The organism is Microbacterium invictum, assembly GCF_034421375.1.
In the GTDB taxonomy this organism is placed as follows: domain Bacteria; phylum Actinomycetota; class Actinomycetes; order Actinomycetales; family Microbacteriaceae; genus Microbacterium; species Microbacterium invictum_A.
Genome location: NZ_CP139779.1, coordinates 885,729 through 899,896, shown reverse-complemented (window position 1 = coordinate 899,896; position 14,168 = coordinate 885,729). Strand labels below are relative to the sequence as shown.

At 68.2% G+C, this 14,168-nt stretch carries 12 protein-coding genes; 2 read left to right on the top strand and 10 right to left on the bottom strand.

The genetic code is table 11. The features are described 5' to 3' along the window. Positions 1 to 55: 55 nt before the first annotated feature. The 5 genes from T9R20_RS04260 to T9R20_RS04240 form a co-directional block, all read right to left on the bottom strand. The gene (locus tag T9R20_RS04260; protein WP_322411306.1) at positions 56 to 1,498 is read right to left on the bottom strand and encodes a HAMP domain-containing sensor histidine kinase; all 1,443 of its coding nucleotides are present in this window, start codon (positions 1,496 to 1,498) and stop codon (positions 56 to 58) included. After that, positions 1,495 to 2,217 carry a response regulator transcription factor gene (locus T9R20_RS04255; RefSeq protein WP_416182939.1) on the bottom strand — a complete coding sequence of 241 codons (723 nt, stop codon included), beginning with the start codon at positions 2,215 to 2,217 and terminating at the stop codon, positions 1,495 to 1,497. Before T9R20_RS04255 ends, T9R20_RS04260 begins: the two co-directional genes overlap by 4 nt. A gap of 104 nt (positions 2,218 to 2,321) precedes the next feature. Next, entirely contained in the window at positions 2,322 to 3,977 is a 1,656-nt protein-coding gene (locus tag T9R20_RS04250) for an alpha-amylase family protein (RefSeq protein WP_322411305.1), read from the bottom strand. Next, positions 3,974 to 4,939, bottom strand: a complete 966-nt coding sequence (locus tag T9R20_RS04245; RefSeq protein ID WP_322411304.1) for a TIGR03885 family FMN-dependent LLM class oxidoreductase — start codon at positions 4,937 to 4,939, stop codon at positions 3,974 to 3,976. The genes T9R20_RS04250 and T9R20_RS04245 overlap by 4 nt, the downstream gene beginning before the upstream one ends. A gap of 82 nt (positions 4,940 to 5,021) precedes the next feature. Next, entirely contained in the window at positions 5,022 to 6,812 is a 1,791-nt protein-coding gene (locus T9R20_RS04240; RefSeq protein WP_322411303.1) for a DUF2207 domain-containing protein, read from the bottom strand. A gap of 48 nt (positions 6,813 to 6,860) precedes the next feature. Between T9R20_RS04240 and T9R20_RS04235 the strand changes: the two genes are divergently transcribed. Further along, positions 6,861 to 7,304, top strand: a complete 444-nt coding sequence (locus T9R20_RS04235) for a MarR family winged helix-turn-helix transcriptional regulator (RefSeq protein ID WP_322411302.1) — start codon at positions 6,861 to 6,863, stop codon at positions 7,302 to 7,304. Positions 7,305 to 7,351: 47 nt separating this feature from the next. On the opposite strand, the gene T9R20_RS04230 is transcribed toward T9R20_RS04235, so the two are convergent. The 5 genes from T9R20_RS04230 to T9R20_RS04210 all read right to left on the bottom strand — a co-directional run bounded on the left by T9R20_RS04230 (position 7,352) and on the right by T9R20_RS04210 (position 12,830). Beyond that, a complete protein-coding gene (locus T9R20_RS04230) occupies positions 7,352 to 7,825 on the bottom strand; it encodes an Hsp20/alpha crystallin family protein (RefSeq protein WP_322411301.1) in 474 nt (157 codons plus the stop codon). Positions 7,826 to 7,955: 130 nt separating this feature from the next. Beyond that, positions 7,956 to 9,470 carry an alpha-N-arabinofuranosidase gene (locus T9R20_RS04225; protein WP_322411300.1) on the bottom strand — a complete coding sequence of 505 codons (1,515 nt, stop codon included), beginning with the start codon at positions 9,468 to 9,470 and terminating at the stop codon, positions 7,956 to 7,958. Between the two features lie 53 nt (positions 9,471 to 9,523). Then, positions 9,524 to 10,453 carry a carbohydrate ABC transporter permease gene (locus T9R20_RS04220; protein ID WP_322411299.1) on the bottom strand — a complete coding sequence of 310 codons (930 nt, stop codon included), beginning with the start codon at positions 10,451 to 10,453 and terminating at the stop codon, positions 9,524 to 9,526. Beyond that, complete coding sequence (locus tag T9R20_RS04215; RefSeq protein ID WP_322411298.1) at positions 10,450 to 11,397, bottom strand: sugar ABC transporter permease; 948 nt, start codon at positions 11,395 to 11,397, stop codon at positions 10,450 to 10,452. Before T9R20_RS04215 ends, T9R20_RS04220 begins: the two co-directional genes overlap by 4 nt. Before the next feature lie 71 nt (positions 11,398 to 11,468). Further along, entirely contained in the window at positions 11,469 to 12,830 is a 1,362-nt protein-coding gene (locus T9R20_RS04210; RefSeq protein ID WP_322411297.1) for an ABC transporter substrate-binding protein, read from the bottom strand. A gap of 192 nt (positions 12,831 to 13,022) precedes the next feature. On the opposite strand from T9R20_RS04210, the gene T9R20_RS04205 reads away from it, so the two are divergent. After that, positions 13,023 to 14,060 carry a LacI family DNA-binding transcriptional regulator gene (locus T9R20_RS04205; protein WP_322411296.1) on the top strand — a complete coding sequence of 346 codons (1,038 nt, stop codon included), beginning with the start codon at positions 13,023 to 13,025 and terminating at the stop codon, positions 14,058 to 14,060. The last annotated feature ends 108 nt before the right edge of the window (positions 14,061 to 14,168 follow it).

Here is a 14,168-nt window from a genome sequence, read left to right as displayed (position 1 = left end):
CCTCCCCCGGTGCGATCGGCGGATGCCGCTGTGCACGGCAATGATGTGCCGTCGGTCAGAGCGGCAGACGGACCGAGAAGACCGTCCGGCCCGGGGCGCTGCGGACGCCGATGGATCCGCCGTGCGCACCGACGATGGCCTGCGCGATCGAGAGTCCGAGGCCCGTGCTCCCGGCATCCCGATTGCGGGAGGAATCGCCCCGGACGAATCTCTCGAAGAGCACCTCGCGGATGGCCGGATCGATGCCGGGGCCGTCGTCCTCGACCTCGAGCACCGCGACATCGCCGTCGCGCGCCAGTCTCGTCGTGACGATCGTGCCCTGCGGGGTGTGTGTGCGCGCGTTCCGCAGCAGATTTAGGATGACCTGGCGCAGCCGATTCTCATCCCCGACGACCTCGATCTGCTCCTCGCTGATGTCCAGGCGCCAGTCGCGCGTGGGGTCCGCAGCGTGCGCGTCGCTGACGGCGTCGATGGCGAGGAGGGCGAGGCTCACCGGCTCGCGTCGCAGCGGCTGTCCGGCGTCGAGCCGGGCCAGGAGGAGGAGGTCGTCGACGAGCGACGCCATCCGCTCCGATTCGGCGGCGATCCGATCGAACGACCTCTCCTGCGTCGGCGTCATCGGGGCAGCCTCGCCGAGCGAGAGCTGCGCGTACCCGCGGATCGACGCCAGTGGCGTCCGCAGCTCGTGACTGGCGTCGGCGATGAAGCGGCGGAGCCGCTCCTCGCTGCGATGCCGTGCGGCCAGGGCCGCCTCGATGTGCCCGAGGAGCGTGTTGAGGCTCGCTCCCACGCGCCCCACCTCGGCATGCGCATCGACGTCTGCCGGGGCGACGCGGTCGGGAATGTCCACGGCCCCCTCCGAGAGGGGACGGGCGGCCACCCGCTGCGCGACGTCGGCGACCCGGTCGAGGGGTCGGAGCGTCCGCCGCACGAAGACCGAGAGGGCGATGACGACGACGACGAGGGACCCGCCGGCGACCGCGACGAGGATGACGGTTAACGCGGATGTGGTCGCGGTGACCTCTTCCAGGGGGAGCCCCGCGACCACCGTCGTCCCGCCGCCGGTGTCGGCGGCCACACGGAACGCGCCGAGGTCGGCGAGGGTGATCGTCGTCGGTGTCCGCGGGGCGAGATCGGCGGCCTCGACGGTGTCGATCTGCTCGTCGGTCAGGACAAGTTCGGCACCCGTCGGCGTGACGTACTGCGAGCTGACGACGTCGCCATCGCCGTCGAGCACGACCTGCAGGGTCCCCGCCCGCGGCGCCGGGGTGGGCCGCTCGTCGGTGGGGTCGGGGGTGCGGGCATCGTCGGGAGCCCCCTCCCCGCTGCGGCCCGCCGCGAACTCCAGTCCCTCCAGGACCTGGGCATCGAGTCGCTCGTAGACGAACGACTGCAGCGCCACCACCGTGGTCGCCCCCGTCACGAGGAATCCCCCGGCGACGACGCACGCGGTCCCGACGACCAGGGTGCGCCGCAGCGTCCATCTCCGACGCGTCATGAGACGGGCTTGATGGTGTAACCGACCCCCCGCACGGTGTGGATGAGCGGTTCGCCGAGCGTGTCGATCTTCTTCCGCAAATAGGAGATGTAGATCTCCACCACGCTCGAGTTGCCGCCGAAATCGTAGCTCCACACCTGGTCGAGGATCTGCGCTTTGCTCAGCACGCGCCGCGGGTTCTGCATGAGATAGCGCAGCAGCTCGAACTCCTTCGCGGTCAGCCTGATCGCGGTGCCGTCGCGCTCGACCTCGTAGGTCTCCTCATCGAGCGTGAGGTCTCCCACCTTCAGTCGAGGGTCGTTCGCTGCCACTACGGCGACGTGTCGCCGCGCCATGTTCCGCAGCCGCACCACGACCTCTTCGAGGTTGAAGGGCTTGGTGACGTAGTCGTCGCCGCCCGCGGCGATGCCGGCGATGCGATCGTCGACGGCGTCCTTGGCGGTGAGGAACAGCACGGGCACATCGTTCCCACTCGCGCGCACCCGGGTGAGCACCTCCATGCCGTCCAGTCCCGGCATCATGATGTCGAGGACGAGGATGTCGGGGGCGAACTCGCGCACCATGTTCAGCGCCTCCTGACCATTGCCGGCGGTGCGCGCATCCCATCCTTCATGGGCCATCGCCATGCGGAGCAGATCGCTCAGGTTGGCCTCGTCGTCGACGATCAGCGCGCGGATCGGGGTTCCGTCCGGACGCGTCAACGATGCGGGTGCGGTCATGGTCATAGTGTTCCCCGGTTCTGGATTTGCCGCCACGGACGCTTCGACGATGGCCACACCACCTTGGAGGAACCTATGACGCTCCTCGCCCTCACCACAGCGTCTCAGCTGACCCGCCCGTCACCGGGCCGAGACACCCGCAGCCACCGGAATCCGTAGGGGGCGATCTCCATGCGGACGTTCCCCTTCTCGTCCAACGGCAGACGGTCGGCGGCGAGCAGATCGACCAGCTGCGTCCCATCCGGCTCCTCGGGCAGGGCGAACGAGATCATCGTCGGCACGTCGGCGAAGTTGTGCACGGCCACCATCGACCCGACGTCGGCGGTGAGCCGGTGCACCATGACCGCGGGCGCATCGTGGGCGATGATCTCCAGCGACCCCCAGCCGAGTTCGGGTGAGATGCGGTAGCGCGCGACGAGGTCGCGGATGAAGTGCAGGAGCGAGTCGCGATCCTCGATCTGATCCGCCACGTTCACATGGGCCGGCGCGTACCCGTCGCCCGGCAGCTGCGCGGGAAGACGCGACGGCGCGGCATCCGAGAATCCCCCGTTGCGCTCGGCCGACCACTGCATCGGCGTCCGCACCGCCTCGCGGCTCTTGTCGTCGGTGTTCTCGCCCATGCCGATCTCTTCGCCGTAGAAGAGCACGGGGGTCCCGGGGAGGGTGAACAGCAGGCTGTAGGCCATGCGGATGCGACGGGGATCGCCGCCGAGCATCGTCGGGAGCCGCCGGACGATTCCGCGGCCGAAGACCCGCTGGCTCTCGTCGGGCGCGAGCGCCTCGAAGACCTCCTGACGCTCGTCGTCACTCAGCTGATCCAGGGTGAGCTCGTCGTGGTTGCGCACGAAGTTGGCGAACTGCGCCTCGGTCGGAAGGTCCGGCCGCGACTGCAGCGCCCCGATGAGGGGCGCGGGGTCGTGCCGCACGAGCGACAGGTAGAGCCGCTGCATCGCGAGGAAGTCGAACTGCATGGTGAGCTCGTCGCCGTCCTCGCCGCCGAAGTACACCACCTGCTCGTCGTAGGGCAGGTTGACCTCGCCGAGGAGGATGGCCTCGCTCGATCGGCGCTGGAGGAACTGGCGGACGCTGCGGAGGTACTGATGCGGGTCGGCCATCTCGGGGATCTCCAGCAGTGACGGCACCGCGTCGACGCGGAATCCCGACACCCCGAGCTGCAGCCAGAACCCGACGGTCTTGGCGATCTCGTCGCGCACCTTCGGATTGGCGATGTTCAGGTCGGGCTGGTGCTCGTAGAAGCTGTGGAGGTACCACTCCCCCGTCTTCTCCTCGAGTTCCCAGATGCCGTCCGCCTCGCCCGGGAACACCGGGTTCTTCTGGCCCTTGGGCGGCGGGTCGCTCCGCCAGATGTAGAAGTCGCGGAACGGCGAGTCCTTGCTGCGCTTGGCCGCGAGGAACCAGGGGTGGCGGTCGGAGGTGTGGTTGACGACGAGATCGACGATCACGCGCATGCCGCGGTCGCGCGCCGTGCGCACCCCCTCGACGAAGTCGCCGAACGATCCCAGCCGCGGGTCGATGCCGTAGAAGTCGGCCACGTCGTAGCCGTCGTCGAGATCCGGGCTCGGGTAGATCGGCATCAGCCACAGGCAGGTGACGCCGAGCTGCGCGAGGTAGTCGATGCGCGCGGCGAGGCCCTGCAGGTCGCCGACGCCGTCGCCGTCGGAGTCGAAGTAGGTCTCGACGTCCAGGCAGTAGACGACCGCACTCTTCCACCACAGATCGCTGGTGTCGGTGATCCTCATACGAGCTCCCGCAGACGAGGGAGGATGCTGCGCTCGGACGCCGCGAGAAAGTCGGTCTGGTCGCGCCCGACGTGGTGGAGGTACACGCGGTCGAAGCCGATGTCGACGAGGTCGGCGATGCGCTCGGCGAGCGCCGCCGGATCATGATCGACCAGCACCGCGTTGCGCAGCTGGCCCTCGTCGGGTTGTCCGACGGCGCGGTCGAAGTCCTCGGGCTGCTCGAAGTCCCATGCCTCGGGCGGCGACACCAGTCCGTTCGGCCACTGATCCTTCGCCAGCGCGATGGCCTCGGCGTCGGTCTCGGCGAAGCTCACGTGCACCTGCAGCACCAGGGGTCCGGTCCCACCACCCTCGCGGTACGCGTCGATCACGTCGCGGAGCACCTCGGGCGCCTGGGCGACCGTCGCGAAGCCGTCCGCCCACGACCCCGCCCATCGGGCGGTCTGCGTGCTCACGGCCGCGGCGAGGAACGGCGGCGGTACCTCGGGCCGCGACCACACCCGCGCCCGGTCGACGCGGATGAGTCCGTCGTGACTGACCTCCTCGCCGGCGAGGAGCCGGCGCATGACCGTGGCGCTCTCGAGCAGCCGGGCGTTGCGGACGTCCTTCTCCGGCCACCTGTCACCGGTGACGTGCTCGTTCATCGCCTCACCGCTGCCGAGCGCGGCCCAGAACCGCCCGGGGAACATCTCACCGAGCGTCGCGATCGCCTGGGCGTGGACGACCGGGTGGTATCGCTGCCCGGGGGCGGTCACCACGCCGAACGACAGCCGCGTGGTCGCCAGGGCGGCGGCCAGCCACGACCAGGCGAACCCCGACTCGCCCTGCCGGACACCCCACGGCGACAGATGGTCGGAGCACATCGCGGCGTCGAAGCCGGCGGCCTCGGCACCCTGGACATCGCGCAGCAATGCGCTCGGCGGGATCTGTTCGTGCGAGGCGTGGAATCCGATGACGACCATGACTCCACCGTGCCCGCCCCGCGTGAGAAGCGGGAGGGGTTCCGCTTTTCCGCGCGATCGGGTAGGCCGACGCGGCGTCGGGTCAGACTCCGCCTCCCCCGCCCCCGCCGCCCCCGCCCCCCGCCGAGCCGCCGCCGCTCGAGCCTCCGGAGCTCGACGAGGACGCCGCCGTGGCGGACAGGCTGCCGATCCCCGCCGAGAAGGCCGCGGCATTGAACCCCGACGTGCCGATGTACCAGCCCGGAGTGTCGTCGCCGTAGTAGACCGCGAGGTGCTGGGCCCACTCCTTCTCCTGCCCGAACACCACCGCGTAGGGCAGCAGCCGCTCGTAGAGATGGAGCATCTCCCGAGGGTCTCCGATGTCGATCGGCCGGCGTTCGGCACCGGCCGGCGACTGCAGCATCCGGATGCGGTCAGCCTCGGCCCACTCGATGAACACCTTCAACCCCTGCAGGTGGTCGCGCACTTCCGCGCCCTCGGCGCTCAGCGGCCGGGCGGAGAGCACCGCGACCGTCACGACCGTCAGGCCCGCGCCGAGCACGATGCCGAGGATCGGCACCAGCGGATCGACCGAGCCCGCCAGCGCGAACACGCCGAACAGGACGATGAGCACCCCGACGACGAGGGCACCGGCGATCGGCCAGGCACGCACCCGCACCGGAATCGCGCGGTACAGACCGCGGTTCTTCAGCTCCGCGCGCCCCGCGGCGAGGATCTTCTGCGCCGTGCGGGAGAAGTGGGTGTCGTTGCCGCCGAACTCGTAGACCTCGCCGGGACGGAGCTCCTCGTCGAAGAGGCCCTCCAGCAGCATCCGTCCATCGCGGTCGGCGCGATCGGCGTCGATGAGCTCGGCCTGGAGCTTCGCACCGCCGAACCAGCGCTTCTCGCCCTCGAGGATCCGGATGCTGCCGACCACCGCCTGCTCGAGCACCTCGGCCGGGATCGCCTTCGCCGTCTTGCCCAGCAGCAGCGCGCTCTCCAGGGCGTCGATGCCGGGCGGCGGGGTGAACTCCGCGATGATCGTCGGCCGACCCGGGGCGTTGCGCAGCGACCGGCGATGGACGACGATCGCCGCCCCGAGCATGCCGAGGCCGGCGATGCCGGCAGCCCCCTGCGCCCAGCCCCACCCCGATGCCAGGTACGAGCCGTCGAAACGGGCGAAGGTGCCGGTCTCGAATCCCACCGCCATCGTGAGCGTCTCCCCCGGGGCGAGATCCTGTGATCCCGCCGTGATGACGGCGCCCGCGGGCGCGTCGGCGGCATCGATGGGACACGTGCCCACGTCGCCGAACTGTCCGACGTAGCAGGCTTCGGCGCCGGTCAGCGCGTCGGCGAGCTCGGGGGGAACCACCAGGGTGGCCGTCACCTCGCCGAAGGGCTGCTGCCAGCCGTTGCCGTTGACGTCCCAGTAGAACTCGTCGCTGGTGTCGGCGAACGAATCGGTGACGTTGCGGAGAGTGTAGGTGAAGACGAAGATCTGTCGGCCGGAGAGGAAGTCGTCGGCGCGCGAGGTGACCACCATGACATCGCCGTCGGTCTCGACCTCGGCGGGCCGCGCATTCCCCGCGTCGTCGGTGACCGACACCAGCTCGGGGAAGGTCGGCTGGCCGTTGTACTCGGCGGGGATCTCGCGACGAAGGCCCCGGTTCTGGTTCTCGGGGAAGACGGCGACGAAGGTCTCGACGACGCGGAGCGTGCTGGTGTCGTCGTCCTCGCGTCCGAGGGTGAACTCGGCATCCATGCTCTCGAAGACGAAGTCGTCGACATCGCCCGACGCCGAGGCGGGTGGGGCCGGGACCACAAGACCGGCGAGACCGACCATCCCGAGGAGGGCGGTCAGCACGAGGACGGTGGCCCGACGCGTTCGCGGCATGCGCTCAGCCTAGATGTCGGCGTCGCCGGCACCGGATACCCTGGGCCCGTGAACGATCGTCGCCTGGCCGTCGAGGCGTGGGAAAGCCTTTTTCGTGCGCAGCACGAGCTGTTCGCCGATCTCGGCCGCGACTTCACCGACGCGCCCCTGCAGCAGGGCGAGTACGACGTGCTGCTGACGGTGACCCGCGCGCCCGGCATGACGGCGCGGCTGCGCGACATCACGCGCTTTATGCTCGTCAGTCAGCCCTCTGTGTCGCGGCTGGTGGATCGGATGGTCGCGCGGGGCTACGTCACGAAGTGCCCCGACCCCGATGACGGGCGCGGTTCCCTCGTCCGGGCGACCGAGGCGGGGGCGCGCGCGTTCCGCGAGGTGGCGCGCGTGCACGCCGCGCACATCGCGGCCCGGATGTCGGCACTGACCGAGGACGAGCTCACGCAGCTGCGAGAGCTCACCACCAAGCTCCGGACGGCCGGCACCCCCGCCGGGTGAGACCCGACGGGGGTGCCGCGAGCGAGTTCTTCCGCGGGGCGGTGCGTCTACTGCTCGACCGGCTGCGGGTGGTCGGCGGCCTGCGACGCGGAGGCCGTCTCGTGCGCCTGGAGGACCTGGGCGCCTTCCTCGGTCGCGACCTCGATCTTGCGGGGCTTGGCCTTCTCGCTGACGGGGATGGTGACGCTCAGCACCCCGTTGCTGTAGCTCGCCGAGATGCGGTCGGTGTCGATCCCCTGACCGAGGTTCAGCTGCCGCACGAAGCTCGCCGCCTCGCGCTCGCGGGTGATCCACTTCACGCCTTCACCGGCACTGAGCGTGCGCTCGGCGCGGATGGTCAGCAGCTGACCGTCGACGTCGACATCGACCGAGCCCGGATCGATTCCCGGGAGGTCGGCGGTGAGGACGTAGTGGTCGCCGTCGCGGTAGAGGTCCATCGGCATACGGCGCGGGCCGCGGCGCACGTCGAAGAAGCTCGTCGCCAGACGGTCGAGGTCACGGAACGGGTCGTACGTTGCCATGTTCGGTCTCCTTCACTGGACGAAATTCGGAACTTGAGTCAGCTTGGCTCAAGTACGTCCAGATTAGCACTCTGGTATAGAGAGTGCTAATACCGCGGCTGTTCGCTCTGAGCGAACGCACCGTCGCGCGTCACTCCGCGGTGAGCACCGTCCACGAACAGGGCGGCAGCGTCACGCTGATCGATCCGTCTGCGACCTCGACCGACGCGTTGCTCTTCGGCGTCACCCGATCGGGGTGCTCGAGAGTGTTCGCAGCGTGGATGTCCTCGTCGAAGATCGACGTCGCCCGAGCTGACGAGATGCCCCGACCCAGTGCCACCGCATCGATGTCGAGCGTCACGGCATCGGTGAGGCTGCGGTTGACGGCGAAGACCGTGATGGCATCGCTGTCGGGATCGTGCGTGGCGACCGCATCGACGACCGGTACCGCGCCGAACTTCGCGGTCTCGTGGGTCGGGCTGTCGAGCTTGAGCTCGAGAGCGACCCCGCGTGCGAGTTGCGCGGTGAGAGAGAAGGGGTAAAAGGTGGTCTGCCGCCATGCGGGCCCGCCGGGCTCGGTCATGATCGGCGCGATGACGTTCACCAGCTGCGCGAGGCTCGCCGAGGTCACCCGGTCGGCGTGCCGGAGGAGCGAGATCATGAGGCTGCCGAAGACGACCGCGTCGAGCACTGAGTAGCGGTCCTCCAGCAGCCGCGGCGCGACCGGCCAGTCCGCGACATCCGTGATCTTGTCGACGTCGTTGTAGCGGGACTGGTACCAGACGTTCCACTCGTCGAAGGAGATGTCGATCGTCTTGTCGCTGCGCTTGAGCGCCTTCACGTGGTCGGCGGTCGCCACGACCGCCTCGATGAAGCGGTCCATGTCGACGCCCGAGGCGAGGAAGCTGGCGAGATCGTCGCCCTCGGGCTCGTAGTAGGCGTGACAGGAGATGTAGTCGACGTTCTCGTAGGTCTGCTCCAGAACGATGCGCTCCCACTCGCCGAAGGTGGGCATGCCGGCGCCCGAGCTGCCGCACACGACGAGTTCGAGGTCGGGGTCGAACTGACGCATCGCGCGCGCTGTCGTCGCGGCCAGCTGCGCATAGTTCTCCGCCGTGCTATAGCCGAGCTGCCACGGGCCGTCCATCTCGTTGCCGAGGCACCACATGCGGACGTCGTGGGGTTCGGGATGACCGTTGGCGACGCGCTGATCGGACAGGCGGGTGCCCGAGCGGAGGTTGGCGTACTCGAGCACGTCCAGGGCCTCGAGCACACCCCTCGTCCCGAGGTTCACCGCGTACATCAGCTCGCCGTCGACCTTCGCCGTCCACGAGGCGAACTCATCGAGGCCGATCTCGTTCGTCTCGGTCGAGTGCCACGCCAGGTCAAGTCGCCGTGGCCGGTCCGCGCGCGGACCCACACCGTCCTCCCACCGGTACCCCGAGACGAAGTTCCCGCCGGGGTAGCGGATGGCCGACACCCCCAGCTCTCGCACCAGCTCGATGACGTCGGTGCGGAAACCCTCCTCGTCGGCGGAGGGATGACCCGGCTCGTAGATCCCGTCGTAGACGCACCGGCCGAGGTGCTCGACGAACGAGCCGAACAGCCGACGATTGATGGCACCGACCGTGAAGTGCGGGTCGATGGTGAGATGTGCGCGGATCATGCTCCTCTTTCGGGAAAGGCGGGTTCAGCGGGATGGGGCGGTGGGACGACGGACTACTTCAGGCTTCCGATCGCGAGCCCGCCCCGCCAGTACCGCTGCAGGGTGAGGAACGCGATGATCAGTGGGATGACGGACACGAGCGAGCCGAGGATGATGATGCTCCAGAGGGTCTGCCCGCCCGCTGCGCCGTACGACGAAGCGGTCGACTGCCACAGGCCGATCCCGACGGTGACCGGGAACAGGCGGTTGTCCGAGAGCATCACCAGCGGGAGGAAGTAATTGTTCCACGACGCGACCACCGACAGCAGCAGCACCGTCACCATGGCGGGGCGCAGGAGCGGGAGGGCGACGGTCAGGAACGTCCGGAACTCGCCCGCTCCGTCCACGCGCGCAGCGTCCAGGAGCTCATCGGGAACCGCGTCCCGCGCGTACACGCACATCAGATATACGCCGAACGGGTTCAGCAGGGTCGGCAGGATCACCGCCCAGATGGTGTTGGTGAGCCCCGCCTCGGCGAACAGCACGAAGGTGGGGATGACGAGGGCGGTCGTCGGCACCATGACGGCACCCAAGATGACGGCGAAGCCGAATCGGCGACCCGCGAAGCTGTACTTCGCGAAGCCGTATCCGGCGAGCACGGCGAGCGCCGTGGCGCCGAGTCCGCCGGCGATGGCATACAGCGCGGAGTTGCCCAGCCACCGCGCGTAGATGCCGCCGCCGTAGGTGAAGAGGTCGGTGAAGTTCTGGACGTAGTCGATGTCGCCGCTGAACCACAGGGCACTTCCGCCGCCGAACAGGCTCGCGGCGTCCTTCGAGCTGTTGACGATGAGCCACCAGAACGGGATGAGGAAGTAGATCATCAGGAGGGCGAGGACGATGTTGAGCGGGATGCGACCGCCGACACGTCGAGGGTCCGATCGCCGTTCGACGAGCTTGCCCGAAGCGCGCCGCGTCTTCGGGCGCTCCACCGGAGTGACGCTCATGAGATGAAGCTCCCTCGCTTGCGGGTAGCGAACAAGAAGATGTACACGCAGATGAAGACCACCGCGCCCAGCGCGAACGAGATCGCGGAGCCGTAGTTGTCGTTCGCCAGCGCGAACGCCTGCTGGTACGCGTACATGTTCGGCGTGAAGTCGTTGGGGATGGCTCCGGCGGCCAGTTGTTGCAGGATCTTCGGCTCGTTGAAGAACTGCAGTGTGCCGATGAGGGCGAAGACAAGGATCAGCAGAAGCGCCGGCGCGATCAGGGGGATCTTGATGCGCAGGACCATCTGCCACTGCGACGCACCGTCGATACGGGCGGCCTCGTACAGCGTCGGGTCGATCCCCTGGAGGGCGGCGTAGAGGATGATCATGTAATAGCCGGCCCACTGCCAGGTGACGATGTTGAGCAGGCCGTAGAAGATCAGGTTGCTGCTGAGGAAGTTCGGGGCCGAGGCGCCGAACATTCCGAAGATCTCGGCGAGAGGGCCGAAGTTGCTGCTGTAGAGGAAACCCCACATCAGCGCGCCGATGACGGTGGGAATCGCGTACGGCATGAAGATCATCAGTCGCGAGAAGCGGGCGAACCGCGTCGTCATGATGTCGAGCATCAGCGCCACGGCGAGCGATACCGCCATCTGCAGCGGGATGAGCACAAGTGAGAAGCTGATGACGAACCACGATCCGCTGAGGAACGAGGGGTCGGTGAACGCCTTGATGTAGTTGTCGAAGAACACGAAGCGTTCCCCGCCGATCAGCGAGGACTGGAACAGGCTCAGATAGAACGCGAACCCGATCGGAAGGACGAGCAAGGCGAGGAAGACGAGGGCGAACGGCCCGATGAAGAGCCATCCGATCAGGTTCTGACGCGCAGCGTGGGAGCGACGACGTCCCTTCTTGTTGTGCGTGGCGCTTTCGCGCTCCGGTGTTGCGAGTGTGACGGTCATGATTGGCCTCCGGTGCGAGGGCTGCGGTGGGGGTCGGACCGCGCCAGCGCGGTCCGACCCCCACCGTCACCTCAATCGACGACGGTGAATCCCTGCTCCTCGGCGTAGGACACGAGGTCGGCCTGAAGGGCATCGGCCGCCTCGGAGCCAGTCGAGGAGCCATCATTGATGGCCGCGAGCTGCTCGGTCAGCGCGGAGTAGTAGTACTGCCCGATCGGCGTATAGACCATGCCGGTGTAGGCGTTCGCCGCCGGAACGTACACGTCCCGGTTGGCCTGCTGGCCGCTGAAGAACGGCACCTCGTAATCCTGGAACTCCGGCGAATCGAGCACATCGACGTTCAAGGGGAAGATGATCTGCTCTTGCCAGCCCTGGTCGAGCGAGGCCTGGTCGGCGTAGACCCCGAACGCGACCTGGGCGGCGAGCTCCGGATCGCTTGCCTGGCTCGTCACCGCGAACGCCGATCCGCCCCAGTTGATGGCGATCGGGTTCTCCGGGTCCCACTGCGGCATCGGCGCGGTCGCCCAGACGCCCGCGTCGGCACCCTCGCCGACGCCCGCGCCCTGCAGGTAGCCGGGCGCCCATGCAGCAGAAAGATAGGTGGCGTAGTCGCCACCGATCACGCCGGAGATGTACTCGGGAGTGAACTGGTCCTGGGTGCCGACGAGGTCCTCCGAGACGAGGTTCGCCCAGTAGTCGAGCATGTCCTTGATGCGCTGATCGTCGAGGTTGATCGAGATCTCACCCTCGTTCTCGGGGGTGTAGGTGAAGGGCTCGGCCCCGGTCTGGTACATCAGCGCCGTGACGAACGCCGGCTGATTCGCCGCGAAGTCCGCGAAGTAGGGTCCGCCGGCGTCGCGGACACTGCGCGCGGCTGCCTCGAACTCCTCCCACGTGGTGGGGGGTGTGACCCCGTATTCGCTGAAGACGTCGGTGCGGTAGATCATGCCCATCGGGCCACCGTCGATCGGGGCACCGTAGATGCCCTCACCGACCGAGACATCCTGCCAGGCGCCCTCGCTGAAGTTGTCCTGCACGTCCTCGTAGCCGAGATCGCGAAGGTCGACGAATGCGCCCTGCACCTGGAAGCTCGGGATGCGGTCGGCCTCGACCATCACGACGTCGGCGAGGCCGCTGCCCGCCGAGACACCGGTCTGGATGCGCTCGTACGCCGGTCCGCCGGCGCCGACGTTGGTCCAGCAGACCTGGACCTCGTCATTGGCCTCGTTGAAGTTGTCGGCGACGTCCTCCATGTTCGGATACCAGGCCCACAGCGTCACGACGGGAAGGTCGGGCTTGGGGATGGTGTTCTCGCAGTTGCTGGCGCCGGCGTCTCCACCGCCGCCGCCGTCACCGCCGTCGTTCGAACAGGCGGCAAGGCCGGCGGCGAGCGCGATCGTGGCTGTGACAGCGAGGACTCGCTTGGTCTTCACAGGGGTTCCTCTCGGTTGTGCGGGACTTCTTCGTCGGTGCGCGACCGGCTCCAGGCGTACGACGCCGCATGACGGCCTCGATGCTGGAGCTCTACAACGTTGTATTTCTCACGTTGCAAAGACGATGGCACCGTCCGCGCGACGTGTCAAGATGTGTCAAGAACTTCTTCAGCACGGAAGGCGGGGCCGCGGATGGGACCCACGTTGCACGACGTCGCGCGAGTGGCGGGTGTGTCCATCAAGACGGTCTCGAACGTCATCAACGACTACCCGCACGTCAGACCCGGCACCCGCGAGCGCGTGAACCTTGCCATCGCGGAACTCGACTACCGCCCGAATCTGTCGGCTCGCGGCCTCCGCTCAGGACGGACGGGGGTGATCGGACTCGCCGTACCCTCTCTCCGCGAGAACTACTTCGCCGAGCTCGCCGACGCCGTCATCCGCGCCGCGGAGAAGCGAGGGCTCGGTGTCATGGTCGAGCAAACCGGAGGCCAGCGTGACGCAGAGATGCGCGCGGTCTCACGTAGCCGTCCTCGCTTCCTCGACGGTCTGCTCTTCAGCCCCGTCAGCCTCGGTCAGGAGGACGCCGAACTCCTCGCCGTCGATGGCCCGCTCGTCCTCCTGGGCGAGCGGATCTTCGGCGGCCCGACCGACCACGTCACCATGCACAACATGTCGTCCGCGCAGGCTGCGACCGAGCACCTCATCGAGATCGGACGGCGCCGCATCGCGCTCATCGGCGCCGACCCGCGACACCGTGACGACGAGGCGAACTCGGCGAACCTGCGGTTGCGAGGCTACCGCCGTGCGCTGGAGCAGGCCGGCATCCCGTTCGATCCCCTGCTCGTGCGCCCCGCCGTGATGTCCGACTGGAACCGGGCGGGAGGCGCCGCCGCCACCCACCGCATGGTGAAGGAGGGCGTCGACTTCGACGCCGTCTTCGCCCTCACCGACACCCTGGGGCTCGGCGTGCTCCGCGCGCTCGGAGAGGAGGGGCTGCGCGTTCCCGAGGATGTCGCCGTCATCGGCTTCGACAACATCGACGAAAGCACCTACTCGGTTCCCTCGATGTCAACGATCGACCCGGGGCGGGACGAGATCGCGGCGATCGCGGTCGACCGTCTGATCGAGCGGATCAAGGAGAAGGGCGACCGCCGACCGCCCGAGACCTACAAGCCAGACTTCCGGGTCGTCCGGCGCGAGTCGACCGGGTTCCGCGGCGTCGACTGAAGCTGGAAGCCGCGCTCCTCGATTCGATCCGAGCGAGTTTACAACGTCGTAAATCGGTCTTTACAACGTCGTAATCCGGGTTTAGCGTGGGCCGCGTCGACTTCGGGG

What these genes read in the sequence shown, in the direction of transcription:
- T9R20_RS04250 (WP_322411305.1), bottom strand. Translation starts at nt 3,977, where the DNA reads ATGAGGATCACCGACACCAGCGATCTGTGGTGGAAGAGTGCGGTCGTC.
- T9R20_RS04240 (WP_322411303.1), bottom strand. Translation starts at nt 6,812, where the DNA reads ATGCCGCGAACGCGTCGGGCCACCGTCCTCGTGCTGACCGCCCTCCTC.
- T9R20_RS04230 (WP_322411301.1), bottom strand. Translation starts at nt 7,825, where the DNA reads ATGGCAACGTACGACCCGTTCCGTGACCTCGACCGTCTGGCGACGAGC.
- T9R20_RS04245 (WP_322411304.1), bottom strand. Translation starts at nt 4,939, where the DNA reads ATGGTCGTCATCGGATTCCACGCCTCGCACGAACAGATCCCGCCGAGC.
- T9R20_RS04220 (WP_322411299.1), bottom strand. Translation starts at nt 10,453, where the DNA reads ATGAGCGTCACTCCGGTGGAGCGCCCGAAGACGCGGCGCGCTTCGGGC.
- T9R20_RS04205 (WP_322411296.1), top strand. Translation starts at nt 13,023, where the DNA reads ATGGGACCCACGTTGCACGACGTCGCGCGAGTGGCGGGTGTGTCCATC.
- T9R20_RS04225 (WP_322411300.1), bottom strand. Translation starts at nt 9,470, where the DNA reads ATGATCCGCGCACATCTCACCATCGACCCGCACTTCACGGTCGGTGCC.
- T9R20_RS04255 (WP_416182939.1), bottom strand. Translation starts at nt 2,217, where the DNA reads ATGACCGCACCCGCATCGTTGACGCGTCCGGACGGAACCCCGATCCGC.
- T9R20_RS04260 (WP_322411306.1), bottom strand. Translation starts at nt 1,498, where the DNA reads ATGACGCGTCGGAGATGGACGCTGCGGCGCACCCTGGTCGTCGGGACC.
- T9R20_RS04215 (WP_322411298.1), bottom strand. Translation starts at nt 11,397, where the DNA reads ATGACCGTCACACTCGCAACACCGGAGCGCGAAAGCGCCACGCACAAC.